We start from the raw sequence: 26,668 nt of genomic DNA, 5'->3' as shown, positions 1-26,668 counted from the left end.
ATTACTAATTTGTTTCGGTTTCCTTTTTGTAAGTTTTTATTGCCTTGTAAATTGAATTAACAATTTCCGCTTGTCCATCCGCTGAATTGATGTAATTTTCTTCCGTAGGGTTAGAAATAAATCCAATTTCTGTTAGTACCGCAGGCATTCCGCATCTTTGAAGAATTAAAAGTCCTTGCTCCTTAACTCCTCTGTTTACTCTATGGTTATCTTTGGTATAATTGTCTTGAATCAATTTAGCAAGCTTCAGACTTTTATCCCTAAATATATTTTTGAACAAAGATAGTATAATAAATGTTTCAGGATCGTTTGGGTCGTAGCCATTGTAATTTTGCTTGTAATTCTTTTCAAGCTTAATGTCTTCGTTTTCCCTGATTGCTGCATCCTGCTCATTTAAGCGGTGCGATCCGGCTACAAATGTTTCTGTACCGCTTGTGGTTTTGTTTTTTACATAAGAGTATTTAGGGACTCTTTTGCCTTTTTTGTTTTTGGTATATCCGGTAACCACTCTTTTATCGGGCATAGAGTTGCAATGGATAGAAATGAAAAGATCTGCTTTATTGTCGTTAGCCAGGGCGGCTCTTTTGTAGAAATCTACATCTACATCGGTTTTTCTGGTGTAAAGAATTTTTACCCCTGGTAATTCATCTTCAAGCTTTTGTCCAAGTTTTAAAGCTACCTTGAGTGCCACATTTTTCTCTAATGAAAAACTACCTCTGGCCCCCGGTTTATTCCCACCATGACCGGCATCTATAACAATGGTTTTTACTTTATAGGTTTGTGAAAATACCAGTTGCGAACTAAATAAACATAGTAATAATAACAGGGTTGCATTTTTCTTTAAACTCATATCTATCCTTCTATACTCTTCTTGTAGTTTTCAATGGCCTTTAAAAGACAATTTGTTATTTCATTTTGACCCTCTTCAGAATTCATGTAATTTTCTTCATCGGGGTTACTTATGAAACCTATTTCGGTTAATATTGCAGGCATACCGGCACGGGCCAAAACTGCCAGGCTTTTTTCCTGAACACCACGATCAACCCGGCCAACACTTACATATTGATCTTGCACCAGTTTTGCCAGTTTTAGACTTTGCGTTCTAAAAGTATTTTTCATTAGAGAAAGGATGATGAAGTTTTCAGGATTGTTAGGGTCAAAACCTTCATAATTCTCCTTATAGTTGTCCTCTAAAAATATGGATGCATTTTCCCTTTTAATGGCTTCATCTTGTTCGTTTACACGTCCCATACCTGAAACGAATGTTTCTACACCTCTTGTTGAAGTGCTTTTTCTGCTAACTGTGCTGGTTATTGGAATTCTTTTTCCTCTGCTGTTTTTTCTATAGCCTGTTACTACTGTTGATCTGTATACGGGCATGTCATTACAGTGAATTGAAATGAAAAGATCTGCTTTGGCATTATTTGCAATCGCTATACGTTCATAAAGTGGAATAAAAACATCTTCAGTTCGTGTATAAATTACTTTTACATCTTTCATATTAGCTTCAATAGCAGCCCCAAGGTGTAAAGCGGTTTTAAGCGCTACATCTTTTTCAGTAGAGTAAAGTCCTCTGGTACTGCCGTCTTTTCCGCCATGTCCTGCATCAATAACGATAGTTTTTATTTTGTATTCTTGCGTAAATGCCTGATAATTAGATATGGTAATAATAACTACAGAAATAAATGCAATCAAAATTGCATTTGGTCTGAGCAATGGTATATTTTTCATTAATTTTGAACGTTTTGGATTAAACATTAATGCAAAAATAACATTCACACACGAATTTGAAACTTTTACGGTACATCATTTTTTTAAACTTCCTTGTTTTATTAACATCTGTTGGTAATCGAGCCCTTGCTTTAAACAATTTTTCGTGGCAGCAAGTAATTAAGCAAGCAGATACTACTAAGAAAGGTAACGCACAAACCGCACCAAAAGATACAACAGCGAGCGAGAAAATAGAATACTCAGCTCAGGATTCGAGTTTTGTTGATAAGGAAAAAGAAATGGTTTATCTGTATGGAAAAGCAAGGGTAAAGTATCAGGGAATTGAACTTGATGCAGATTACATTACATATAATTCCAAAACCAAACTGATTTATGCCAGTGGAAGAACAGATGCTAAAGGAAAGTATGTAGGCCGGCCAATTTTTAAAATGGAGGGCCAATCGACCTCTATGGCTGATTCACTTTTCTATAATACAGAAACCAGTGTTGGCCGTATATGGGGAGTGTATACAGAACAGGAAGGCGGTTTTTTTACCGGAGGAAAAGCAAAGAAGCAACCGGACGACGAGATTCATAGTAAAGGACAAACATACAGTACTTGTAATTTGCCTCATCCGCACTTTGGAATTTATATTACAAAGGGTATTGTTACAGAACATCAGATTATTACTGGTCCGGTATATCTGAAAATTGAGGATATTCCCTTACCTCTTGGTTTACCATTTGCATTTTTTCCAAAGCCCAATAAGAAATCGTCTGGAGTGATTTTACCAAGTCCCGGTGAAGATTACACAAGGGGTTTCTTTTTGAGAGACGGAGGATATTACCTGGGGTTAAATGATTACTGGGATGCAAAAATGCTGGCTACAATTTATACCAGGGGCTCATATGAAGGATCATTACTATCGAATTATACAAAAAGGTATAAGTATAACGGAAATATAAACTTTAGGTATTCAAATTCAAGATACGGACTGGAAGGCACTCCGGAATATACGCCAAGAAAGGATTTTAATCTTCAATGGACACATTCTCAGAATGCAAATGCCAAACCGGGAACAACATTTTCTGCTTCGGTAGATGCAGGTACCAGTTCTTTTAATCAAAATACTGCCGGGGGTGCTAGTTATGATTATAACCAGTTTACTAAAAACACTATGAGATCTTCAATATCATATGGAAAGGTTTTTAGTAACGGTATTAACTTTACGCTTGCAGCAAGTGGGTCTCAGGAGACGCAAAACAAAACAGTGGGTTTACAGTTGCCAGATATTACTTTAAGTGTTCCTACTTTTAATCCTTTTGATTCAAAGGATAGGGTTGGAGAACAAAAATGGTATCAAAAGATTACTGTAGGTTACAGTATGCAGGGAACCAATAGTATACAAACAACCGAAGACCAGTTGTTTAAAAAGGGAGCACTTAGCAAATTTAAAAGTGGCTTTATACATCAGGTAAACCCTAACATGGCGTTTAATATTTTCGATTATTTTAATTTCAATACCGGAGTTTCCTATACTGAAAGATGGCAGTTTCAAACGATACGTAAATCATACTTAAAGGTTTTAAATAATACTGGCCAGAACGATCAGGAAATTCTGGATACTGTTCCGGGCTTTAAACGTAATGGTGAGTATAGCTTAAATATGGGTATATCTACAAAAGTATATAGTACCGCCCAATTTAAGAAGTTTGGTAATTTTAAAGCTTTGAGGCATGTAATGACTCCTCAAATGAGCTTTAGCTACAGGCCAGATTTTTCTAGCATAGAAAAAGGTTATTATAAACTGGCTTATTATACGGATGGAACACCAAAAATGGGTTCGGATGGTAAACAGCAAAAATATTCAATTTTTGAAGGATCGCCTTATGGGTTTCCGGGAAATGGCCGTTCTGCTTCTATTTCCTTTAGTTTAGATAATACTGTTGAAGCTAAGGTGCTTACACCTAAAGATACTACTGGCAAGGGCGACAAGAAAATTCCTATTATTCAGGGTTTAAGTATTAGTGGTTCATATAATTTTCTGGCACCAAGCTTTAAGTTATCAACCCTTGGATTTAGCGGTCGCTCACAGTTTACTGATAAGTTGGGTATTAATTATTATGGTACTTTAGATCCGTATAGGTATACTGATACGGTGGATGTACTGACAGGAAGAGTGAGCAGAAAGCTTATTGACGACTATGTATGGAATGTAGGTAAGTTACCACGCCTTACCAATTTTGGTTTCTCTTTTAATTATAGTTTGAATCCGGAAGCTTTAAAGAGGAAGAACGAAAATGAACAAAATTTAAAAGATAAAGCGGCCAAGACCGGGATGACCCCTGAACAGTCGGAGGAACTTGCTAAAGTAAGTAGGGATCCTAATGCATTTGTTGATTTTAAAATTCCATGGAACTTTGCCTTTAGCTATACTTTTAATTACAATACGGATAGAGTGGGGCAAAACTCGACTATAACGAATACATTGAACTTTAATGGGGATGCCAATATCACCACAAAATGGAAAGTTCAGTTTAACTCAGGATGGGATTTTAAAGCGAGCACTTTCTCGCAAACCTCTTTGGCCATATACCGCGATTTACATTGCTGGGATATGAGCTTTAGCTGGATCCCTTTTGGTGCCTACCAGTTCTATTCTGTTGATATCAAAGTAAAGGCATCTGTACTTCAGGATTTAAAACTGAGCAAAAGAAAGAATTACTATACCAGATTCTAATATTTGAATTTATGCTAGCTGAAATAATAACCATTGGAGATGAGATTCTTATTGGTCAGATTGTAGATACTAATTCAGCCTGGATGGCTAAAGAACTTAATCTGATAGGTATTAAGGTAAAACAAATTACTTCTGTATCTGATGATGCAGAACATATTACTGAAGCGTTAGCACTTGCTGAAAAAAGAGCTAAGGTGATTCTCATTACCGGAGGGTTAGGCCCAACTAAGGATGATATAACGAAAATAACGTTAGCCAAATATTTTAATATGGGCTTTAGAAGGGATGAAGCTACACTAGCTCATATTACTGAGATTTTTAGGAGGCATAATAGGCCAATGATTGAATCTAATAATATGCAGGCCGATGTTCCTGATGGCTGCACTGTGATCAAAAATGAAAATGGAACAGCGCCATGTATGTGGTTTGAGCATAATGGTAATATTATTGTATCTATGCCGGGTGTTCCTTTTGAGATGATGTACCTGATGCAGGAACAAATTCTTCCACGGTTAAAAGAATCATTTAAACTTCCGTTTATTGTTCATAAAACGATACTTACTGCCAACATAGGAGAGTCCTTTCTGGCAGTAGAAATTGAGCAAATTGAAAATAGCTTACCTGAGCACATTAAGCTTGCTTACTTACCAAAGCTAGGGCAGGTACGCTTAAGGCTAAGTAGTACCGGTCCAGAAGAAACAGTACTGAAGGAAGAGGTTGAATATTATGCTCAGCAGATTATTGCCAAAGTAAAGAAATATGTAGTTGTAGAAGAGGATATTGCCCTTGAAAAGGCAATTCTAAATATAATGAATGAGCGAAAGCTTACTTTATCGACCGCGGAAAGTTGCACTGGCGGATACATAGCTCAGCTGATTACTCAACATCCAGGTTGTTCTTCTGTTTATATTGGAGGGGCTGTAGTATATTCTAATAAACTTAAGGAATCAGTTTTGGGTGTAAACCCTGAAACCCTAAATAATCATGGTGCTGTTAGCGAACAGACTGTAAAAGAAATGGCTCTGGGAGCATTAACGCATTTTAGAACGGACTACGCTGTAGCTGTAACAGGAGTTGCAGGTCCGGATGGTGGAACGCCGGGTAAACCGGTTGGTACTGTGTGGATTGCGGTGGCAAGTAGTAGCCGTGTAATAGCAAGGTTATTTAATTTTGGAAATAAAAGAGCGCAAAATATAGAGCGTTCAGCCATAGCGGCTTTAACCATGATTTTGAATGAACTTAACCAATATGGGGATTAAGTGTTCAAAATACTTTACTTTTGCATCCGATATCAATCATGAAATAAAAAATGGCTCAATACGAATTATTGTTACCTAAAATGGGGGAAAGTGTTGCAGAAGCAACCATCATTAAATGGGTTAAACAGCCCGGAGATATGATAGAGATGGATGATACGGTTCTGGAAATAGCTACAGACAAGGTTGATTCTGAAGTTCCTTCGCCAATATCAGGTAAACTAATTAAACAGTTGTTTAAGGAAGATGAAGTTGTACAGATAGGTACTGTAATCGCAATTATAGAAACAGATTCTGATGCGATAGAAGAAGTTGTAGCCGCTATGCCGGTTGCCGAGCCCATCGTTGAGAGTATCCCGGGGACAGAACAATTGGTTTTTGAGGAAACGGCAAAAAATCCTGTAAGGGATAATAGTTCTGATCGTTTTTATTCTCCTTTGGTAAAAAACATAGCAGCACAGGAAAATATTACAGTCAGCGAATTAGATGCTATTTCTGGTACAGGTGCTGAGGGACGTTTAACTAAGGATGATTTATTGAATTATATCCAAAGTAAAAAGGGAGGGGCTCCTATAGTTGCCCAGGTTTCAGAAGTAGCTAAAGCTGATGAGCCTGGTAAAGGAGAACCTGTTAAGCCTGTATCTCAGCCGCTGACAAGTGTAAGTGGTGGTGATGAGATTATAGAGATGGATAGGATGCGTAAGTTAATTGCCGAACATATGGTAATGAGTAAACAGACTTCACCTCACGTAACTTCATTTGTTGAAGCTGATGTTACTAATTTAGTTTTATGGCGCGATAAAGTAAAAGGCAGTTTTGAAAAACGTGAAAATGAAAAGATTACTTTTACTCCCTTATTTATAGAAGCTGTTACTAAGGCTATAAAAGATTATCCAATGATCAACGTTTCTGTAAATGGAACTCAGATTATTAAAAAGAGAGATATTAACATTGGGATGGCTGCAGCTTTACCTAGCGGCAATCTTATTGTTCCTGTTATAAAAAATGCAGACCAGTTTAATCTGGTTGGATTAACTAAATCAGTAAACGATTTGGCTAAACGTGCCCGTATCTCTAAACTTAAGCCTGATGAAACGCAAAATGGGACCTTTACATTAACTAATGTTGGTTCATTTGGTAATGTGATGGGGACGCCTATTATTAATCAGCCTCAAGCAGCTATTTTGGCTGTAGGTGCGATTAAAAAGAAACCGGCTGTTTTAGAAACAGAATTTGGCGATGTAATAGCAATACGCCACATGATGTTCCTTTCACTTTCATATGATCATAGAGTTGTTGACGGTGCGCTGGGCGGCTCTTTTGTAAGAAGGGTAGCAGACTACCTGGAAAACTGGGATATAAACAGAGAAATATAAAGCTATATAAAGTAAAAGGCCCCATATGGGGCCTTTTCACTATCAAAACAAAGCAAAAATAATAACTAGTTAAATATCACTTCTTCTTCAGAAACCTTTAGGATTTGCTGTTCAGTGTAAGTGTACCTACCAGTATGGGCAATAAAAATATCCTTTTGCTCAAGTAGGTTCCAGTTAGCCAATAGGCTTTTTAAGCTAACATTTCCAATTACATATTTGTAATCGTTACGGGAGAACCGCTCAATAATATTATCTACCTGAAGCTTTTCAAGGGTATACTCATGTGTATAACGCAGATAAACTTCAATGTTTACATTATCGGTATGAACTAAACCATTATGCTGATGATATTTCTTATACTCGTATCGGTAATCATATCTTAGCGCAGCTATATCCGATAATACTGCTGCACCGGTAGGGTGGCCGCCGGCACCTTTTCCAAAGAAAAACTGTTTATCAGCAAAGGCAGCCTGCACAGTTACACCGTTATACTCGTTTTCTACATTGTATAAGAAATCATCAGATTTTACAAACTTTGGCAACACGTAAGTTACAATCTGTTTGGTGCTTATTTTACGCGCTGTAGGCACCAGTTTAATTTTAAAGTTTTTTTCTCTCGCGTATTTAATGTCGTGCTCCGATAAGTTTTGTATACCTATGTTAAGTATCTTATTTGGATCAATAAAGAGACCGTAAGCGTGAGCCGTTGCAATTGCCAGTTTAAATTTAGGATCGTATCCTCCCACATCCAAAATAGGATTAGATTCGGCAAAACCTAAATCTTGTGCCTGCTTTAGTGCAACACCATACTCCAGATTTTCATTAAATATTTTGGACAGTATGTAGTTAGATGACCCATTAAATATTCCACTTATACCGTGCAGTAATTCATTGTCGTAATACTCTTCCAGATTACGGATAATAGGTATGCTTCCGCAAACGGCACCTTCATATAACAAGGAAGTATTATGTTTTTCTTGCAATTCAACTAGTTCTGCAAGGTGAGTGGCGATCATCTTTTTATTGGCAGAAACTACATTTTTACCACTTATTAAAGCCTTTTTAACGATGTTGTAGGCGATTTCTGCATCATCAATTAATTCAACTATTGTGTTGATTTCATTGTTGTCTAATATTTCATCGTGATTTGTTGTGAAAAGATGTGCTTCAAGGCTACGCTTTTTCTCGGGATTTTTAATAGCTATTTTAACGATTTCGAGGTTTAGGTCCTGACCACGAATAATATCATGTAATCCCTGTCCAACAACTCCAAAGCCAAATAAACCGATCTTAAGTTTCTTACTCATCTAAATACTATGCTGTTTTATGTAATTTAATTATTTTCTTATTTGCACTTTCCTTTAAGAATGTGCCAATTATATTGGTCAATATGTCGGTTTCAATTAAAAAGCCGTCATGACCATATGCCGAACTAATTTTTTGAAGTGCGGCTCCGGGAATGTGATTTGCTAAGAATTCTTGTTCGCAAATAGGAAATAAAACATCGTTTTCAATTCCTATTACCAAAGTATTTGCTTTAACTAATGCTAAAGCATCCACTATACTTGTTCTGCTACGACCCACATTATGGCTGTCCATTGCTTTGCTCAGGTACCAATAGCTATAAGCATTGAAGCGTTTGCATAGTTTTTCTCCCTGATAGTTCTGGTAAGAAGCCGCTCTGAATGAGTCTGTTTTATCATTTACACTTTCTAACTGAGTGGCAGAATAAGCCTCATAGGTACGGTAAGATAATAAAGCAATACTTCGTGCGGCTTTTAATCCTTTTAAGCCACCATCGGGCTGTTGTGCATAAAATGTACGATCAGTGCTTATTGCTAAACGCTGACTCTCATTAAATGCAATACCCCAAGGTGAGTGTACTGCATTAGTTGCTACAAGAATTAAGTTTTCTATCCTTTTGTTGTCTGTTACGGCCCATTCTAAAGCCTGTTGCCCACCTAAAGAGCCACCGATTAAAACCTTAATACTTTGGATACCAAGATGAAGGGCAAGTAAGTGATGAGCAGCTACCAGATCGCGAATGGTGAATTCAGGGAAAGCAAGGTAGTAAGGTTGCCCTGTTACCGGATTTGTACTAAGCGGATTGGTTGTGCCATAATTAGAGCCTAACACATTTGCGCAAATGATAAAGTGTTCATCAGGATTAAATAGATCATTGTTCCCGAAAAGTCCTTTCCACCAGTCTAAAACATCAGCGTTGGCTGTAAGTGCATGACATACCCAGATTACATTATCTTTCTTCGCATTGAGTTTGCCATAAGTTTGATAAGCAATTTCTAATTTGCGTAGTTTTTTGCCGTTCTCCAGTTTAAATAACTTTGTATGCGTATATGTGGCGGTAGTGCTCATTCTTTAGGTATTGTTCTTTTTTTATTTTTTTATTGCTGCAAATGCTTGCTCGAAATCGGCTTTAATATCATCTATATGTTCAATTCCGACAGAAACACGTAACTGGCTTGGTGTAATGCCTGCGGCAATTTGTTCATCATCACTTAGTTGTTGATGTGTGGTTGCCGAAGGTTGTATGATTAAGGTTTTTGCATCTCCAAGATTAGCAAGGTGACTTACAAGTTTAAGGTTATCAACCAATGCTGTTGCTTTTTCTTTATCACCATGCAATTCGAAAGATAATACCGCTCCAAAGCCATTTGTTAAATATTTTTTAGCATTAGCATGGTAAGGACTGCTTTCAAGCCCTGGGTAATTTACACTTTTAACAGCATCATGGTTTTCTAGCCAATTTGCCAGTGCAAGGGCATTATCTACATGTCGTTGTACGCGAAGTGATAAAGTTTCTAGTCCTTGTATTAAAAGGAATGAATTAAAAGGAGATATAGCCGGCCCAAAATCTCTTAAACCCTCAACACGGGCACGAATAATGAACTGAATATTTCCAAATGGTCCGCCGATTCCAAAAACATCATTAAAAATTAGGCCATGATATCCATCCGAGGGATCTGTGAACTGAGGGAATTTACCATTTCCCCAATTGTAATTTCCTCCATCAACTATTACCCCACCTATACTGGTACCATGCCCCCAATCCATTTTGTGGCAGATTGAACAACTACATGTGCTCCATGTTCTAAAGGCTTAAACAGATACCCGGCGGCACCAAAAGTATTGTCTACTATTAGAGGTAGGTCGTGTCTGTTTGCAATAGCAGATAGTTTTTCGAAATCAGCTATACTAAAAGCAGGATTACCAATAGTTTCAAGATATATTGCTTTAGTGTTAGCATCAATTTTTGATTCAAAATCATTGGCGTCATCGCCATTTGCAAACCTTACTTCAATACCCAGTCTCTTGAAGCTTACTTTGAACTGATTGTAAGACCCTCCGTATAAATGCGAAGATGACACAAAGTTATCACCAGCCTGCAGGATATTATTTAAAGCAATAAATTGAGCAGCCTGACCAGAGGCTACAGCCAGAGCAGCAACACCACCTTCAAGAGCAGCAACTCTTTTCTCGAAAACATCAGTAGTTGGGTTCATAATCCTGGTATAGATGTTCCCAAATTCCTTTAAAGCGAATAAGTTAGCGCCGTGTTCTGAGTTTTTAAAACCGTAGGATGTTGTTTGATATACTGGGACAGCTCTGGATCCGGTTGTTGGATCTATTTCCTGACCTGCGTGTACTTGTAGTGTTTCGAATTTATGTGATGTTGACATGTTATAATTTAGTTTAAATGGTTCCTGTAAATTGTTTTTTAGGATACGTTTAGGATATTTTTAAGTTAGAAAACGTATACGATTATTATGCGTACCCCTGCAAGGGGCCTTCCGTATGAATGTTAAATGCAAAAGGAAGATTTGTAGATTAAAGTATGCAACAGCACATGCAGATAGCCTGCTGCGGGCAACAATAATTTAACAGATTCGAAGTAATGGTTACAATTTTCATTTTGTTTCAATTTATCTTTCCAAATGACACCATGTCTTTTGGTCAGGAATTGGCACCTTCTCCATTTTGGGAGGGTTGCCAGTGGGTCAAAGAGCCTGTCTCTCGCCACTTCTTTATAAATCAAACCTTTTACTAAGGAAGGTTGACTTGATTAGCATTCGCTAATTGATACTGCAAATGTAGATTTAAGTTAATAAATATCCAAAATTATATTTTGAATATTTATTAACCATTTGATCTTTAGGTATATGTGTTATTTTTTTGGTAATATGAGAGCTCTCTATCTTGCCAGAGCCTGATCTAAATCTGCTATTAAATCGTCTATATGTTCAAGCCCAACAGATATCCGAATTAAATTTTGTGGTGTTTTTGTATCCGGCCCTTCAACAGATGCACGATGTTCTATTAAACTTTCAACTCCACCTAAACTTGTAGCTTGTGCAAATAACTTAACTTTATTAACTACTTTCCTGGCCTGATCAGAACCTCCTTTAATTAATACCGAAAGCATGCCGCCAAATCCTGCCATCTGTTTTTTTGCAATTTCGTGTTGAGGATGGGTAGATAGACCGGGATAATAGACCGCTTCAATTTCAGGGTGTTTATTAAGATGTAGTGCTAATGCCATTCCATTATTGCAGTGCCCGTGCATACGATACGCCAAAGTTTTGATGCTTCTCACTAACAGAAAGCAATCGAATGGAGAAGGAACTGCGCCACCAACCTGCTGTACATTTCTAATCTTTTCCCAGAATTCGTCTTTCTTTGCAGTAATAAGAACACCTCCAAGTACATCACTATGACCTCCAATGTATTTTGTTGAAGAGTGCATTACAATATCGGCGCCAAAGGCTATTGGATTTTGTAAACAAGGTGAAGCAAAGGTGCTATCGCATGCAAGGATAAGGTTGTTCTCCTTAGCAATTCTGGACACCCCTGCAATATCCGTAATTTTTAATAACGGATTGGAAGGAGTTTCTACCCAGATCAGAACAGTATTCTCTTTAATAAACCTTTCTATATTATTAAGGCTAGTAAGGTCTACAAAGTCAATTTCAAGGATATCTTTAAAAATGGTTTGCAACTGTTTTTTAAAGCCCCAGTACATATCATCAGGTGCAATGATATGGCTTCCGGGTTTTAAGGCCTGAAAAACCGCCATTCCTGCAGTATTTCCAGAAGAAAAAGCACAGGCTTCTGCACCTTTTTCTAATTCTGCAAGTGCATTTTCCAAGGCTGATCTATTTGGATTACTTACTCGGCTATACATGTGTCCACCAGAGTAGCCACCGTCTTCATCCCTAAGAAATGTGGTTGATAGATTTATTGGAGGAGTTACATCACGGGTGCTTACTTTATATAAATTTCCGGCATGTATTGCAAGTGTTTCTGGCTTCATTATTACGGGGTTAAAGTTAAGATCGGGCACTAGGTATAACAAAGTTAAGGGTATAAAACTATTCGGCTTAAGTTTTGGCAAGATTTATGTAATTGAAATATCAAATTAAAGAATAATATGAAAAGAATACTACTGATAGCAGCCATTTTATGCAGTTCGTTAATGGTTTTGCAAAGTTGCTCACCTAAAGGCGGTGCAACTCAAAGTTTAAAGAAAGGTAATGTAACAGGCAATTGGGTATTAAATGATATTACGTTTGAAGGCTTGCCGCAATCAGCAGTAAAATCATTGTTTGATGAAGGTTCGTATACTTGTTTTCAAGGAAGTACCTGGAGTCTGACAAATAGCGGAAACGGAAGCTATACTTTGCCAGGTGGTGGTGCATGTACTGCAAAAACACAAAAAATATACTGGTCAGTAAGTCCAGCCGATGAGACATTCCAATTCAAAAAGATCTTTGAAGGTGAAAAGGCCAAAAATGTAACTTCTGGTTACAGATCAGTATTATCATCTACTGATGGAAATACAATGGTGATCAAATCACCGGTTGAGTACGGAGCAAAAACAGCTTACATTGTGCTTAATTTTACAAAAGCAGCAAAATAAGAAGAGGATAGATTGGTTTAGGGAAAAGGGTTCAATTTAATTGAACCCTTTTTTTATTTATTTTTTTGCAGAATGTATTTAAATTTCTACATTTGAATTCATCTGATGATATGATGAATTAGTATGAAATATCCGATACAGAAAAAATCACTTGCAGACGAGGTTGCAGCACGATTGAGTGAACAGATCTCGTTGGGACAGTATAAGGTAAATGAGCAGTTGCCCATAGAACCGGAGTTGATGAAGAACTTTGGGGTAGGGCGGTCGACCATAAGGGAAGCCATAAAGATCTTAGCAAACTCGGGGTTACTAAGGGTTCAACAAGGTGTTGGAACTTTTGTAGACCAGCTTACAGCAAATAGAGAGCCTATGGATTTGAGGCTTAAACGTGCTAATGTGAGGGATTTGGATGAGGTGAGGCAATTGCTTGAAATGAAGATAGCAGAAAAAGCAGCATTAAATCGTACCGACAGCGATATTGCGACAATAAAAACTCATTTGCAAAATCGAAAAAGAGCAGCAAAGGAGGGAAGGGTGGAAGAATGTATTGAAGCAGACGTACAATTTCACATATCAATTGCCGAAGCATCAAAAAATGAAATACTGGCCGATCTGTATAAAGCTGCATCTATTCACTTAAAGAATTGGTTTCTTCAAACACATTCAGATGTCTGGGTCTTTGAAGAAACTTATGTTTATCATGAACAGCTGCTAAAAAGTATCATTGCCGGGGATCCTAAAAAGGCATGGAGTATAGCTGCAAAAATATTAGGACACGTATCTCAATAAAAATTTAATATAATTCATCAGATGATCTGATCAAGAAATATGGAAAAAGCATCTTTTACAAATACTACAGCTATTGATACCAAAGGAATAGCGCAACAAACAATATTCTCTATTTTATTTACTATAAGTTTTACGCATTTGCTTAATGATATGCTTCAGGCTGTAATTCCAGCAGTGTATCCTGTAATGAAAGCTAAGTTTCATCTTACATTTACCCAAATTGGTCTTATTACCTTTACTTATCAGTTAACTGCATCAATCCTGCAGCCCTTTGTTGGCTTTTATACAGATAAAAGACCACGTCCGTATTCTCTTGCTGTTGCAATGGGTTTTACACTTTTGGGGCTTGTAGCTGTTTCTCTTGCTTCTAGCTTTATTAATATTCTGTTAGCGGTAAGCTTAATTGGAGTGGGATCTTCAATATTTCATCCGGAGTCTTCAAGAGTAGCTCACTTAGCCTCAGGAGGTAAAAAGGGACTTGCGCAATCTATTTTTCAACTGGGAGGAAATGCAGGAAGTGCTATTGGGCCACTTTTGGCAGCTATTATTGTTGTCCCATACGGTCAGTTTTACATCATATGGTTTTCATTAGCTGCAATTCTAGGTATCCTAATATTGTCAAGGGTAGCGAAATGGTATCAGGAGCAATTGGCAATAAAGGCATTAAATAAAAATATTGTTAAAGAAGAAATTCATCATCATTTATCTAAGAATCGTGTTGTGCTTTCTTTGGGAATCCTGTTGGTACTTATTTTCTCTAAATACTTCTACATGGCCAGCATGACTAGTTATTATACATTTTACCTGATGGATAAATTCAATGTTTCGGTACAACAATCTCAAATCTACCTATTTGCCTTTTTAGGGGCTGTTGCAGCCGGCACATTAATAGGTGGTCCATTAGGTGATAGATTTGGCCGTAAGTACATTATCTGGATTTCAATTCTTGGTGCAGCGCCCTTTACACTATTGCTCCCATATGTTTCTTTGTTCTGGACAGGAGCCTTGTCTGTTCTTATCGGATTAATTATTTCTTCAGCATTTTCGGCAATACTTGTTTATGCTACTGAACTGGTACCGGGGAAGGTTGGTATGATAGCCGGATTATTTTTTGGCTTTGCCTTTGGTATGGGAGGGTTAGGCTCTGCTATTTTAGGCAAATTAGCTGATCAGACCAGTATTGAATATGTGTTTAAAATTTGTGCTTTTCTTCCTTTAATTGGGATTTTTACCGGATTTCTTCCAAATATAGAAGGTAGTAAAAAAAGATAATCTGTTTATTTATCCCACCATACCCTTGATGTTAAGGCATCGCCACCATTTAATCTTGCAACTGCTGCTTTATAGTTTTCAGGATTATTTAAAGCCTCGGAGGATAAATAAATTATTCTTCGGGGGATGGTTCCGTTAGTTACATTTCCAGTATAATTAACTGGTATAAGTTTAGGGTAATCGGATCTTTTCCAGTTTAGCCAGGACTCAATAAAGTTGAAATTAGTGCCAGTTGCTACCCAGTACTGAGTGTTAATTTGATTTAGAGCTATTTCCTGGTCAGATTGGTTTAGTGGGTGTTCAGCTACATATGTACTAATGATTTCAGGAGCTATCCTGGCTTGGATGTCCTGTTGTTCCATTGATTGTAAGGCACCTCTAAGGCCATTTGAATAATGCTGAGCTGCGGTGCCTGGAACAGACCATCCTTTCAGTTTTGCCTCAGAGAGCAAAAATTCTGTTTCGGCATATGTCAAAACAAATATAGGACCACCAAGTTTTAAATACACAGAAGTCCTTGGTCTGGAATATTTACCCAGAGGGGCAAAATCAGCACCTGAACCAGTTCCTCCGGGATATGACGGGTGTTTACTGATATCGCTTTTTCCTCCTAGCAGATCATATCCGTTAGGCAGTCCGATTTGAACCGAAGGGTCTGTATTTCCTGAAAGTGTTTGATTTATGTTTTTTGCAAGACCATCCTGAGGAATTTCACCTATTACAGCTAACCTTGGATCTCCTGTATCTCTTAGATAATCAATTAAGGTTTTACTCCATTTTACTTCAATATAGTCTGAAAATACACGTAGTGCAACTGAAGAGCTATTTTGAGTACCTGGAATAGAGGCATCCGTTATTAAAATGGCATTGTCACTTACGTCAGAAAAACCATTGGTTGAAGCTTTTTCAACCCATGTGCGAGCTATGTCTGGTCTAATTTTGCTTAGCCTCATTGCTACCCTTATCATTAATGAATAGCCAAATTTTCTCCATTTATTAATATCCCCTTTATAAAATAAGTCAGCAGTTGGTAATGGTTTGTCAGGATTCAGATTTGCAATGGCTTTTTCAAGATCAGACAACATGGAATTATATATGTCTTCCTGCTTATCATAAATCGGGTACTTTATTCCTTGCCTGGCCTTGGCTGCCTCACTATATGGTACATCGCCATAAGTATCTGTTATCCTTTGTAAAATTAGGACGAACATAATATCTCCTATACTGATCAGATTAGAATACTTAGCAGCATCCTTTTCAGTTGCAAGTCTCTGCATTTCCCTTATTGTAGAAGCTTCCGCATACCCTTCTTCAAAAATCCTCCCTTGATAATCTGTAAAGCTTCCTACATTTATATATTTGTCGCCATTATTGTAGTAATAATAGGTAGATGCAAGCAGCTGTATCATGGTGCTTTGATAAAGTAACTGATAGTAGCCTTTATTGGAGAATTTTAACTGTGCTGTCGAAAGCAGGTTATTGGGGTCGAAGTTTGAAGCATTGGATTTTGTAGGATCAGTATTTATATCATCCAGCTGTTTTTTGCTGCAGCTAAACAAAATTATCATTGCTAAAATTGAAAGAAGAATTGCTTTTTTCATGGCTTACTTTTACTTAAACTTCAGATTTAGATTTATACCAAATGTTCTGGTTGCAGGTAAGGATGCACCTTCTATTCCCGCATAAGCAAGACTGGGTGAAAACTGAGATTCGGGATCTATATTTTTAGTATACTTTAAAATAGTTAGTAAATTTCTGCTAATTAAATCAATTGAGATATTCCTAAATGGCGTTTTGTTTAATGCTTTAGACGAGAATGTGTAACCAAGCACAACCTGTCGCAATTTTATAAAACTGCCATTTAAAACGGAAAGTGCTGAAATATTAGTTGCCAATGCGGGATAGTAGTTATAAGCAGCAACATTTGTGGTATTTGTTTCTCCATTTTCATATACACCTTTTGCAACTATGCCTGTTTCTCGACCGTTGAGTGTTGCCTTATTAAGGCCAAGAGTGTAGGAGAAGTTTTCTGTGGCCGAGAGGATTTTGTTTCCAAATTTATAATCTATAAGAAAACTCAAATTGAAGTTTTTATAGTGAAAGTTATTACTAAACCCTCCGTAATATGACGGAAGTACACTACCCATTGGTTTCAACTCACCACGTTTTGGAACCCCATCTGAACCAATAATAATGTTCCCGTTCTTATCATACTGATAATCATAAGCCATAATCTGGGTTATCGACTTGCCAACAACAAGGGCTGTATTTGCATTTAACGGGCGGTAAGTACCTCCAAATGCATAACTACTGATGCCATCTATTGATATCAATAAATTATTTATGTGGCTGGCATTAATTCCGGCTTTCCAACTGAAATTCTCATTGGTAATTAAATTGGTTTGAATGGAAGTTTCAATACCTGTATTACGGGTTTTGCCTAAATTTACATAAGCAGATGTAAAGCCTGTAGTTACAGACTGGCCGGCATTAATAATTTCCTTATTGGTGATTCTGTAGAAGTATGTAAAGTCAAAATCTACTTTGTTTCCGAAAAGCCTTAAATTAATTCCTGTTTCAAACTCATTTAATGTAAATGGCTTTAAATTGTAGTTGGGTAAATCTCTTGAAAAATTCCCTAAGGGAACTCCGTTTATAGACCTATCAGAAGAATAATAAACTTGGGTAGTATAGGGTACCGCAGGCTCTCCACTTGTTTGAGCAAAACTCGTTCTGATTTTACCAAAATCAAGGCCTTTTAATTTTAAAAAATTAGAAAAGATAAAACTCCCTGAAACACTTGGCACAAAAATTCCCCGGTTATTGCGGGGAAGCGTAGAGTATACATCGTATCGTCCGGTAGATGATATGGTAAGGAATTTTTTGAAATCAAGGTCAACTGTATAATATGCAGACTGGGTAACAATTCTTGACAGTGTATTTCTTCTGTTAACTGCCGACAGATTATCAACCGTATAGAGATATGGTATGATAAATTGAGTTCCGGTTAATTCATGTAATTGTGTCCTTCCATTTCGAAAACTTGCACCGGCGGATACATCTATATTAAGATCTTTGGTAATATCTCTGTTCCCGGAAAAAAGAATATCAGTATTTAACTCAGAAGTTTTTGATTGATTTAACGCATTTATGCCACCCTGGCCATTGATGGAAAAGGCAGTTCCTGTTGGTATTATGCTTAGAATGTGGTCATTACTAATGTCATATCCAATCCTTCCTTGTAAGAATAACCAACTTTTCAAATTATATTTGATAAGCGCTGACGATATAAATCTGTCGCGTGTGGCATTATCTTCTTTCTTATTAATGGTGAAGTATGGATTGGTTTTATATTCATCAGCATTCCACCTGGTTTCAGCCCCTGTAATTGCATCATATCCAGGTGCTAACGAAGCCTGATCTGCGCTTGTTGCTATTGCATTGATACCATAATTCGCATTAATCGGACCATCACTAAGATATGATCTGTTTTTGCCCCGTTCATAAATGTAATTGCCATTTAAAGTAAGCGTGAGCTTTTTAGTGAGATCGTAGGAAGCAAATATGTTTGAAGTTTTTCTATTCAGGTAGCTGTTTTTTAAAATTGACTGATAGTCAAGAATCGAAGCAGAGGCATGATAAGTGCTTTTCCCCGATCCACCATTTACTGAAATGGTATTAGTAAATGCAGGTGCTGTTCTATAGAATTTTTTTATATTGTCTTTTACCGGCTGGTAAGGATGGCTTTCTCCATTAATTTGTACGCTAGGTTGTCCATCCATCTTTTCTCCCCAGCTAAGAATCCCTGTTGCAATTGCTCCTGCAATATTTTGCGGTCTTAAGTTTTGGTTGCCCTGACCATATATGTATTGATAATCTGTATTGTTAACAGGACTATCAAATGAGAAATTGGAATTGTATTCAATAGAGTTGCCTGATCTTTTTTTGCCACTCTTAATGGTAATTATGATTACACCGTTTGCTGCTCGCGCACCATATAAAGCAGAAGCAGAAGATCCTTTCAGTACTGTAATTGTCTCTACATCGTCAGGATTGATGTTACTAATTCCATCCCCATAATCTACACCTCCGTATTCATTTGCACTTCCACGCTGGGTATTATCAATAGGGATTCCATTAATTATAAAAAGAGGAGGCCCTGCATCCTTACTTGCTGCACCTCTTAGCAGAATTCTGGCCGATGAGCCCGGACCGCCATTTACACCACTAACATTTAGCCCTGCCACTAATCCTTCTAATGCCATAGCAAGATTCGATTCCCTTGCTTTTGTTAATAAGGGCCCATCAATAGTTGATACCGAATAACCAATTTTCCTGTTCTCTTTTTTAATATTCAAGGCAGTAACTATTACCTCATTTAAGGTCATAATTGAATCAATATCATCATCTTCTGTTAGCCTCGATTTTATAACAATCAGGTTATTTGAAAGTAATTTATAGTTGTAGTCAGTGTTCATGAAAATCTGATCAAGTACCTTAAAGGTCTCCTCATTTTTTACGTTGATGGTAATTTTCTTGCTGGGAATTTTACGTTCACTAAATACAAATCTATAAGAGGTCTGATTTTGTATTTCGTTAATAACCCGATCAAAACTTACTGATTCGAGTTTTAATGTCACTTTCGTTTGCGAATGCACATTAGTTGCTATCATAAGGAAGCAGAAAATCAATACGTATCGCATCGTCTTCATCATAAGCTTCGAACTCGGGTCTTGATGGTGATTTAGTTAGAGGGATTTTAATAAATATATATAATATTTCCCTCTTTTTTATAGTGGAAATTTTCAATATATCTTAAAGCATTTAATAATTCATCAATGCTTTCTTTCTCAAACTTTCCCGTAAAAGTATAGTTTTTCTTTTGCTCATCTCTAAACCTTATTTCAACTCCATACTTTCTTTCAGCATTTCGGGCAATAGAAGCGAACGTTTGATTTTTGAACACTAACTTATCATTTAGCCACGAAGTTTCCATTAAGTTATTGTTAGTGCTATCCAATGAATTATAGTAAGTTATTGGAGTTATTGTATAATTAACGTTGTTTTTGTCAGCAAGCGTAAACTTCTCTTTGGGTTTTAATATGATCTTTTCAGCAGGTTTATTATTCATTGTAATCTGAATAAGTCCCCTTACCAAAGTTGTCTCTATAAATGAATCATTTTCGTAAACCTTCACATCAAAAGCAGTTCCCAATACCTTTATACTCATATGTCGTGTATGGATGATAAAAGGATGTTCAGGATCTTTCTTAACGTCAAAAAAGGCTTCACCGGTCAAATACACTTCCCTGTTTTTTCCTTTAAAAGATGCCGGATATTTTAATTGAGTATTAGAGTTTAAGCTAATCTGAGTACCATCTTCAAGAAAGATCTTTGATTTATCCTTGCCTGGAGTTTGCAAAACTTTCCAGTCGCCAACGTGCTTGTTGTCAGCGTTGTTGTCTGAAAGAAAAAACTGATAAGCAGCAAAAGAGCAGATACAAAAAGCAATAACAGCCGCAATTCGGTACCAAATAGTAAAATTTCTTTTTATCGGTTCTTCAATATTTTGAACTGGCTTAGGTCCCGGTATAGTTATGCTACCTTTTATTTTTTCAAAAACTGAGTGGATATTATTAGATGTTGGGTTTTCGTCGTTAAAATAACTGGTTAGATTTTCGTACTCATTCCTATGATCTGCACTTTTTGAAAGTAGTTCTTTAAGCTCAATCAGCTCTTTAGGTGAAATTTCACCTGCTAATCTTTTGCCCAATAACTCCGTAAATCTTTGATCAGTCATTTGTGTTTTTTGTTGTGTTATTATATATAGTACTGTTTTTGTTTAAAAATGCCTACAAAGCTCTAAAAAATAGTTTGTTATACTTATTAAAAAAATAAGGCTTATAATTTTACCGCTCATATTTTGTTTATCATTATTGCCAGATTGATCCTTGCCTTCTTTGTATGTAAGCAGGGTAGCCCTAAGTTTATCAATAGCTCTAAAAAGCTGCGTTTGTACGGTTCTTGGAGATATGTTTAGTATTTCAGCGACCTCTTTGTATCTCAATCCATTTTCTTTTATCAATCTAAAAACCATTTTTGCCTGCAATGGGAGCTTTTCAATTGCGTTATCCAGTTTAATATGCAGCTCTTTACGTTCCAATTCTTTCTGAGGGTTATTATTGTCAGAGAATGGGTATTCGCCAGACATTTCTAATTCAGTGATATGTATTTCAGAAGATTTTTTGAGATACTTTAATGATTGATTTCTAACAGCAACAAACAGATATGTTTCAGGATTAATTACGTGCAGGTTTACTTTTCTGTTTTCCCAACACTTTACAAAAATTTCTGAAATGATATCTTCCGCAATCTCCTTCTGAGTTACATAGTAACAACAAAATTTAAAAAGCTTATTGAATAATGCATAATACAAAGCCTCGAAGGATTTAACATCATCTTCAATAGACATCCTGGTCCATAGACTAGATAAGTCGGGCTTTACTGTTTTCAATTGCTAAATAGATTGGTTTTTTTCCAATGCAATGTAGCGAATAAAAATAATTTCAGAAAAAATGAATTCGTTGTAGGCAATTTCGTTCAAAAACAGATCTCTTTTCTAAATACTGATCATTATGTGCTATCAATAGTAAACCGATTGACTGTACTAATGAATATTATTAACCTAAACTAAACTAATGTATGAAAATGAGGAAAGTTCATTCCACAACCAGTGCCCTAGAAATCACATTTTCTAGCACAAACAGAGGCTTGCGGAAGCTAGCGCTCCTAGCCGTTGCTGCGCTTGGTTTACAGAATACCGCTAATGCTGAAGGTATTGTACCAAACAAAAGCCTATTACCAAATCTCTCCAAGGTGGTAAAACATCCGATCAATGTAAAAACTGTTGCTAAGACAGTAACCGGATTGGTTATCGATGATAGCGGATTACCACTTCCTGGTGCAACTGTTGCCGCAAAAGGGACCAATGCAAAAACAGTTACTAACAGCGAAGGAAAGTTTACGTTAAATGTTCCTGACAATGCCACCACATTGGTAGTTTCCTATATTGGTATGGAATCTCAGGAAGTAAATATCAGCAATTTAACCAATGTAACTATTACGTTAAAAGCTTCCGGTAATGCAAATTTAACAGAGGTGGTTGTTACAGCCTTAGGTGTAAAACGCGAGAAAAGGGCACTGACCTTTGCTGCACAGCAACTTGTTGGTGCAGAACTTACAAAAGCCGGGAGTCCCAATTTTATGGAGGCTTTAAGTGGTAAAGCTGCCGGTATTGATATCGGTATCAGTAACTCTGGTGTTGGAGGTTCAACAAAAACGGTATTAAGGGGTTCAAAATCAATTGCAGGAAATAGTGAAGCACTTTTTGTAATTGATGGGGTACCTGTAGTAAATAACAAAGGCGGACAGCCTGGATCTTATGGTGGAACAGATGGCGGTGATGGTCTTTCTGCACTAAATCAGGATGATTTTGAGTCAGTAACTATTTTAAGGGGTGCCAATGGAGCTATCCTATATGGTAGCCAAGGTGCCAACGGTGTAATTTTAATCAACACCAAGAAAGGTCAGGCTGGCAAAGTTGCTATCGCCTTAAATTCTACGATAAATTTTAGCAATGCAGCAACATTACCTGAGTTTCAGTTTGATTATGGTGCAATAGGTGGCAGCGATTACAGTTGGTCAAAAACAAAGGGAGATTATCAACGTAACTATATTGATGATTTTTTTCAAACCGGCGTAAATACCATTAATTCACTATCAATATCAGGTGGCAATGAAAGAACAACTACTTATTTTTCTTATGGAAATAATCACGCATCGGGTATTGTGCCAACCAGCAGTTACAATAAGCATAATGTTACATTTAGTCAGGAAACAAAAATATTTGATGATAAACTTACTTTGAGTGGAAATGTGAGGTTCTCTAACGAAAAATCAAAAAATCGTTCTGGAGCCGGTTATTACAATAATCCGTTAACTGGGTTATATTTATTTGCCCGTGAAAGAGATTTTAATGAGTATAAAACCAATTATCAAGTTTTTAGTACTGAACGAAATCTGTATAAACAAAACTGGTATTCTACTGAAGAAAAACAAAACAACCCATTTTGGGAATTGTATAATGACCCAAAACTTTCTACCAGTAACAGGGTAATTGCTTCAGCAAAAGCGTCATACTCATTTTTACCACATTTTAAATTTGATGTACGTGGAAACATTGATTATAACGACAGATTATTAGACTACCGCTATGCTGCAGGAGGTAACTCGGTAAGTGTAAGTTCTAACGGAACATGGAATTACACCAAGTATAATGATAAGGCCCTATATGGCGATGCGATTTTAAGCTATGACAATACTTTTGGCAAATTCAGTTTGAATGGTGTATTGGGAGGAAGTATCCAGGATTATACCTTTAATGATGGGATGACTTTTGCCAATGGTACAACACCGCTTCAGTATCCGAACTTTTTCAGTTTCGCAAATCTACCTTATAACCTGGTTATAAATCAAACCTACAGCAGAGTTCAGAAACAAGGCTTATTTGCCAATGCCTCAGTAGGGTTCAAAGATATGCTTTATGTAGATCTGGCAGGACGTAACGACTACGCATCTACCTTGGCAACAACCGGAAACGATTCTTATTTTTATTATTCGGCAGGGGTGTCGGCTATAATCAGCCAGATGATAACCATGCCTAGAGAAATCAATTTCTTAAAACTTAGGGCATCTACTTCGCAAGTTGGAAATGAGGTGCCATATAATATCGTAAACCCAGGTAATGTTATCGGTGGTGCCGGTGGCCCGAACGGCATAGGGGGAATTACCAGAAATACACAGACACCTTTTGCGACATTGGTGCCTGAAAAAATAACTAGTAATGAGATTGGTTTGGAAAGTCGTTTTCTAGATGATAGATTAAGTCTTGATTTTACCTATTATAAAAACACCAGTACTAATCAATTTTTATCGTTACCAGCTCCTTCAGGTTCTGGTTATACTTTTTACTACGTGAATGCAGGTAAGGTATCTAACCAGGGTTTTGAGTTGACGTTAGGTGGAGACCCAATAAAAACAGATAATTTTAAGTGGAACACCTCAGTTAACCTATCGCGAAACACAAACAAGATTGTAGAATTGATTGCCGATAATCCAGGTTATCAGGTAGGTAGCGATAGCGAAGGTTTTAATTCAATAATCAAAGCTGGGGGGTCTTTTAACGACTTATATATTTTCAAATTTGCGCGCAATGCTTCAGGTCAGATTATATTGGACGATGCAGGAAAACCTAGTAAGGCTGCAACACAGGAATATGTTGGAAATTTAAATCCAAATTTAATAACCGGCTGGAATAACACATTTACCTATAAAAACTTAAGTTTAAGTACACTGGTAACAGCTAAGTTCGGTGGTGTTGCTTTCTCTAAAACCGAGGCTTTTCTTGATTCATATGGAGTAAGTAAAAGAACTGGCGAAGCACGAGATGCAGGAAGTATTCCAATTAATGCCATTAAGGGTACTACGCCTCAAACAACAATTGATCCGGCATTGTACTATTCAACAATCGGTGATAGAAATGGAATTATGGAACCTTATGTATTCTCCAGGACAAATGTTCGTTTGGCACAAGTATCACTAGCTTATAATTTACCAATTAAGGGTACTGCAATTAAATCAGCTTCTATTTCGCTAATCGGGCGTAACCTGTTTTTCTTCTATAAAAAAGCACCTTTCGATCCGGAGCAGGCAATGAGTACCAACAATAGTATGCAGGCCAATGATATTTTTGCTGTACCTGGTACACGTTCTTACGGGCTAAATCTTAAGTTAAATTTTTAATGTCTTAAAATAATGAAAAAAATATGTTTAATGGTGCTTGCTTTGATCGTACTCAACTCCTGCACCAAGAATTTCGAAGAGATAAATACAAATCCAAATCAGATCACAGATAAAATGTTAGAGCAAGACTTTAATCTGGTTGGATCTTCCTTCTCGGTTATGTTATTTAACCTGATGGGCCACCAAATTGAAGAAGATTTGTGTTATGATAACTGGATGGGATATATGGGCTCTCCAACCCCTTATGTTGCAGGTGTAAATAATACCACTTATTACCTGCGTTGGATCGATGCCTATTGGAACCGTATATATGGTAGTGTAATGTCTCCTTCAAAACAGGTAATACAGCTTGCAGAAGAAAAAAACTTACCATTATTTGGCGATTGGGCAAAATTGGTTAGAATATTAGCCATATCGAAATTAACGGCCATCTATGGTCCTGTGATCTATTCGAACTATGGTACTGCTGGTTTAGGTTCTATAAAATACGACAAGGAGTCGGATCTTTATAACAACCTGTTCACACAGTTAGATGAGATTGAAACAAATTTCAAAGCCAACACATCATACACCGGATTTACCAAATTCGACCCGAGCTATAAAGGCAACATCGCTTCATGGTTAAAACTACTTAATTCGGTACGTTTCCGTTTAGCTATGCGTTTGGTTAAGGTTAGCCCTACAGTTGCTAAAACACAAGGAGAAAAAGCCCTGGCTGACCCGGTTGGATTAATTACTACCAATGCCGAGAATTTCCTGATTTCGTTAAATGGAGAGGTTATGCCTGTTTCAATGATCTGTTTTGATTGGAACGATACTCGTATGGGTGCAACCATGGAATCTTTTATGGTAGGTTTAAAAGATGGACGTATGAACAAATATTTTGCTGAAGTAAGCGATGCCAGTTTAGTTACTGACCATCCTGCATACAAATTTAAAGGTATTCGTAGCGGAGCTTTCATCAATGCTAAAGATGACAGGGTTTCATATTCTACAATTAGTACAGATTTCAAATCAGTGCAAAATAGAAGAGGGTTTACTGCATCTGAAATAGCTTTTTTGAAAGCTGAAGCGGCATTAAGAGGATGGGCAAACGCAGGAGATGCTAAAACAAACTATGAAAATGGAGTACGCCTTTCTTTTGCAGATTGGGGAGCAGCAGGTGTTGATACCTATTTGGCTGATGCAACGAGTAAACCAATCAACTATATTGATCCAAAAGACAGTAAAAATAATTTTACAGCTCTTTCGGCTATTACCGTAGCCTGGAATGAAGGAGATGCTAATGAACTGAAACTGGAAAAAATTATCACACAAAAATACTTAGCTACTTTTACCAATACTTTAGAAGCATGGGTAGATTTTAGAAGGACAGGATATCCTAAAATACCGCATGTTGCTAAAAATGACAGTAGCCCTGATTGGGGAGTAATAACAGCCGATCAATGGATAAAAAGACTCGTATTTGTACCTGCAGAAAGAACCGGTAATGCTGCTGCCGTTTCAGAAGCTGCGACTTTTTTAACTTCTGGTAAAGACGATATCGCATCGCGCTTATGGTGGGATACAGGCACTCCAGGTAATTTCTAAACCAATTATAATTATGCTCTCAAATGGCTGCCTTAGGGCGGCCATTTTTGTAATAGCTCATAGCAACAATAACCAATTATCTAAAGCTCTTTACATAATGCTGACAGGTAAAATCCCTTAAAAAGGAGTTATCTGTTG

General features: G+C 37.0%; 17 protein-coding genes, 1 pseudogene and 1 riboswitch. Of the genes and pseudogenes, 8 read left to right on the top strand and 10 right to left on the bottom strand.

The window, feature by feature from the left end; genetic code table 11:
- Positions 1-4 precede the first annotated feature (4 nt).
- Entirely contained in the window at positions 5-850 is an 846-nt protein-coding gene (locus CPT03_RS09560) for an N-acetylmuramoyl-L-alanine amidase (RefSeq protein WP_099438641.1), read from the bottom strand.
- Positions 851-852: 2 nt separating this feature from the next.
- Entirely contained in the window at positions 853-1,731 is an 879-nt protein-coding gene (locus CPT03_RS09555) for an N-acetylmuramoyl-L-alanine amidase family protein (protein ID WP_410522620.1), read from the bottom strand.
- A gap of 56 nt (positions 1,732-1,787) precedes the next feature.
- Between CPT03_RS09555 and CPT03_RS09550 the strand changes: the two genes are divergently transcribed.
- From CPT03_RS09550 to CPT03_RS09540, 3 genes are read left to right on the top strand one after another with little or no spacing between them, the layout of a single operon-like run.
- The gene (locus CPT03_RS09550; protein ID WP_099438639.1) at positions 1,788-4,451 is read left to right on the top strand and encodes a putative LPS assembly protein LptD; all 2,664 of its coding nucleotides are present in this window, start codon (positions 1,788-1,790) and stop codon (positions 4,449-4,451) included.
- Between the two features lie 11 nt (positions 4,452-4,462).
- Positions 4,463-5,710, top strand: a complete 1,248-nt coding sequence (locus tag CPT03_RS09545; RefSeq protein WP_099438638.1) for a competence/damage-inducible protein A — start codon at positions 4,463-4,465, stop codon at positions 5,708-5,710.
- A 50-nt stretch (positions 5,711-5,760) separates the two neighbouring features.
- Complete coding sequence (locus CPT03_RS09540) at positions 5,761-7,083, top strand: dihydrolipoamide acetyltransferase family protein (RefSeq protein WP_099438637.1); 1,323 nt, start codon at positions 5,761-5,763, stop codon at positions 7,081-7,083.
- A 65-nt stretch (positions 7,084-7,148) separates the two neighbouring features.
- Here CPT03_RS09540 and CPT03_RS09535 read toward each other — a convergent pair whose 3' ends face one another.
- The 4 genes and pseudogenes from CPT03_RS09535 to CPT03_RS09520 form a co-directional block, all read right to left on the bottom strand.
- Positions 7,149-8,390: a homoserine dehydrogenase gene (locus CPT03_RS09535; protein WP_099438636.1), complete on the bottom strand. Its 1,242-nt coding sequence runs from the start codon at positions 8,388-8,390 to the stop codon at positions 7,149-7,151.
- A gap of 7 nt (positions 8,391-8,397) precedes the next feature.
- Positions 8,398-9,456 (bottom strand): homoserine O-acetyltransferase family protein, encoded by a 1,059-nt coding sequence (gene metX / locus CPT03_RS09530; protein WP_099438635.1) that lies wholly within the window; start codon positions 9,454-9,456, stop codon positions 8,398-8,400.
- Positions 9,457-9,477: 21 nt separating this feature from the next.
- Positions 9,478-10,781, bottom strand: a pseudogene (locus tag CPT03_RS09525) (O-acetylhomoserine aminocarboxypropyltransferase/cysteine synthase family protein).
- Positions 10,782-11,021: 240 nt separating this feature from the next.
- A riboswitch (SAM riboswitch) is annotated at positions 11,022-11,135 on the bottom strand.
- Positions 11,136-11,293: 158 nt separating this feature from the next.
- On the bottom strand, positions 11,294-12,412 hold the full coding sequence (locus CPT03_RS09520; RefSeq protein ID WP_099438634.1) for a trans-sulfuration enzyme family protein: 1,119 nt from the start codon (positions 12,410-12,412) through the stop codon (positions 11,294-11,296).
- A gap of 117 nt (positions 12,413-12,529) precedes the next feature.
- On the opposite strand from CPT03_RS09520, the gene CPT03_RS09515 reads away from it, so the two are divergent.
- The 3 genes from CPT03_RS09515 (at position 12,530) to CPT03_RS09505 (ending at position 15,079) form a co-directional block, all read left to right on the top strand.
- Positions 12,530-13,018 carry a lipocalin family protein gene (locus CPT03_RS09515; RefSeq protein ID WP_099438633.1) on the top strand — a complete coding sequence of 163 codons (489 nt, stop codon included), beginning with the start codon at positions 12,530-12,532 and terminating at the stop codon, positions 13,016-13,018.
- Positions 13,019-13,141: 123 nt separating this feature from the next.
- Positions 13,142-13,807: a FadR/GntR family transcriptional regulator gene (locus tag CPT03_RS09510; RefSeq protein WP_099438632.1), complete on the top strand. Its 666-nt coding sequence runs from the start codon at positions 13,142-13,144 to the stop codon at positions 13,805-13,807.
- A 39-nt stretch (positions 13,808-13,846) separates the two neighbouring features.
- Entirely contained in the window at positions 13,847-15,079 is a 1,233-nt protein-coding gene (locus CPT03_RS09505) for an MFS transporter (protein WP_099438631.1), read from the top strand.
- A 5-nt stretch (positions 15,080-15,084) separates the two neighbouring features.
- On the opposite strand, the gene CPT03_RS09500 is transcribed toward CPT03_RS09505, so the two are convergent.
- From CPT03_RS09500 to CPT03_RS09485, 4 genes are all read right to left on the bottom strand, one after another.
- Positions 15,085-16,680 carry a SusD/RagB family nutrient-binding outer membrane lipoprotein gene (locus CPT03_RS09500; protein WP_099438630.1) on the bottom strand — a complete coding sequence of 532 codons (1,596 nt, stop codon included), beginning with the start codon at positions 16,678-16,680 and terminating at the stop codon, positions 15,085-15,087.
- A gap of 9 nt (positions 16,681-16,689) precedes the next feature.
- Positions 16,690-19,752, bottom strand: a complete 3,063-nt coding sequence (locus CPT03_RS09495; RefSeq protein WP_172954157.1) for a SusC/RagA family TonB-linked outer membrane protein — start codon at positions 19,750-19,752, stop codon at positions 16,690-16,692.
- A gap of 86 nt (positions 19,753-19,838) precedes the next feature.
- Entirely contained in the window at positions 19,839-20,879 is a 1,041-nt protein-coding gene (locus CPT03_RS09490) for a FecR family protein (protein ID WP_099438628.1), read from the bottom strand.
- A gap of 42 nt (positions 20,880-20,921) precedes the next feature.
- Positions 20,922-21,593, bottom strand: coding sequence for an RNA polymerase sigma-70 factor (locus tag CPT03_RS09485; protein ID WP_157766393.1), 672 nt, complete (start codon positions 21,591-21,593; stop codon positions 20,922-20,924).
- Between the two features lie 188 nt (positions 21,594-21,781).
- On the opposite strand from CPT03_RS09485, the gene CPT03_RS09480 reads away from it, so the two are divergent.
- Both CPT03_RS09480 and CPT03_RS09475 read left to right on the top strand, forming a co-directional pair.
- Entirely contained in the window at positions 21,782-24,940 is a 3,159-nt protein-coding gene (locus tag CPT03_RS09480) for a SusC/RagA family TonB-linked outer membrane protein (protein WP_216641626.1), read from the top strand.
- 12 nt (positions 24,941-24,952) lie between these two features.
- On the top strand, positions 24,953-26,530 hold the full coding sequence (locus tag CPT03_RS09475) for a SusD/RagB family nutrient-binding outer membrane lipoprotein (protein ID WP_099438626.1): 1,578 nt from the start codon (positions 24,953-24,955) through the stop codon (positions 26,528-26,530).
- Positions 26,531-26,668 lie beyond the last annotated feature (138 nt).

The organism is Pedobacter ginsengisoli (assembly GCF_002736205.1).
Lineage (GTDB): Bacteria > Bacteroidota > Bacteroidia > Sphingobacteriales > Sphingobacteriaceae > Pedobacter > Pedobacter ginsengisoli_A.
The sequence above is the reverse complement of the archived record's forward strand: the minus strand, read 5'-3'. Positions and strand labels throughout refer to the sequence as shown.

Bases quoted from the DNA above. Each gene is read 5' to 3' on its own strand.
- CPT03_RS09495 (WP_172954157.1), bottom strand. From the start codon at position 19,752: ATGATAGCAACTAATGTGCATTCGCAAACGAAAGTGACATTAAAACTC.
- CPT03_RS09480 (WP_216641626.1), top strand. From the start codon at position 21,782: ATGAAAATGAGGAAAGTTCATTCCACAACCAGTGCCCTAGAAATCACA.
- CPT03_RS09555 (WP_410522620.1), bottom strand. From the start codon at position 1,731: ATGAAAAATATACCATTGCTCAGACCAAATGCAATTTTGATTGCATTT.
- CPT03_RS09545 (WP_099438638.1), top strand. From the start codon at position 4,463: ATGCTAGCTGAAATAATAACCATTGGAGATGAGATTCTTATTGGTCAG.
- CPT03_RS09535 (WP_099438636.1), bottom strand. From the start codon at position 8,390: ATGAGTAAGAAACTTAAGATCGGTTTATTTGGCTTTGGAGTTGTTGGA.
- CPT03_RS09540 (WP_099438637.1), top strand. From the start codon at position 5,761: ATGGCTCAATACGAATTATTGTTACCTAAAATGGGGGAAAGTGTTGCA.
- CPT03_RS09520 (WP_099438634.1), bottom strand. From the start codon at position 12,412: ATGAAGCCAGAAACACTTGCAATACATGCCGGAAATTTATATAAAGTA.
- CPT03_RS09475 (WP_099438626.1), top strand. From the start codon at position 24,953: ATGAAAAAAATATGTTTAATGGTGCTTGCTTTGATCGTACTCAACTCC.
- CPT03_RS09515 (WP_099438633.1), top strand. From the start codon at position 12,530: ATGAAAAGAATACTACTGATAGCAGCCATTTTATGCAGTTCGTTAATG.
- CPT03_RS09505 (WP_099438631.1), top strand. From the start codon at position 13,847: ATGGAAAAAGCATCTTTTACAAATACTACAGCTATTGATACCAAAGGA.
- CPT03_RS09510 (WP_099438632.1), top strand. From the start codon at position 13,142: ATGAAATATCCGATACAGAAAAAATCACTTGCAGACGAGGTTGCAGCA.
- CPT03_RS09500 (WP_099438630.1), bottom strand. From the start codon at position 16,680: ATGAAAAAAGCAATTCTTCTTTCAATTTTAGCAATGATAATTTTGTTT.
- CPT03_RS09560 (WP_099438641.1), bottom strand. From the start codon at position 850: ATGAGTTTAAAGAAAAATGCAACCCTGTTATTATTACTATGTTTATTT.
- CPT03_RS09490 (WP_099438628.1), bottom strand. From the start codon at position 20,879: ATGACTGATCAAAGATTTACGGAGTTATTGGGCAAAAGATTAGCAGGT.
- metX (WP_099438635.1), bottom strand. From the start codon at position 9,456: ATGAGCACTACCGCCACATATACGCATACAAAGTTATTTAAACTGGAG.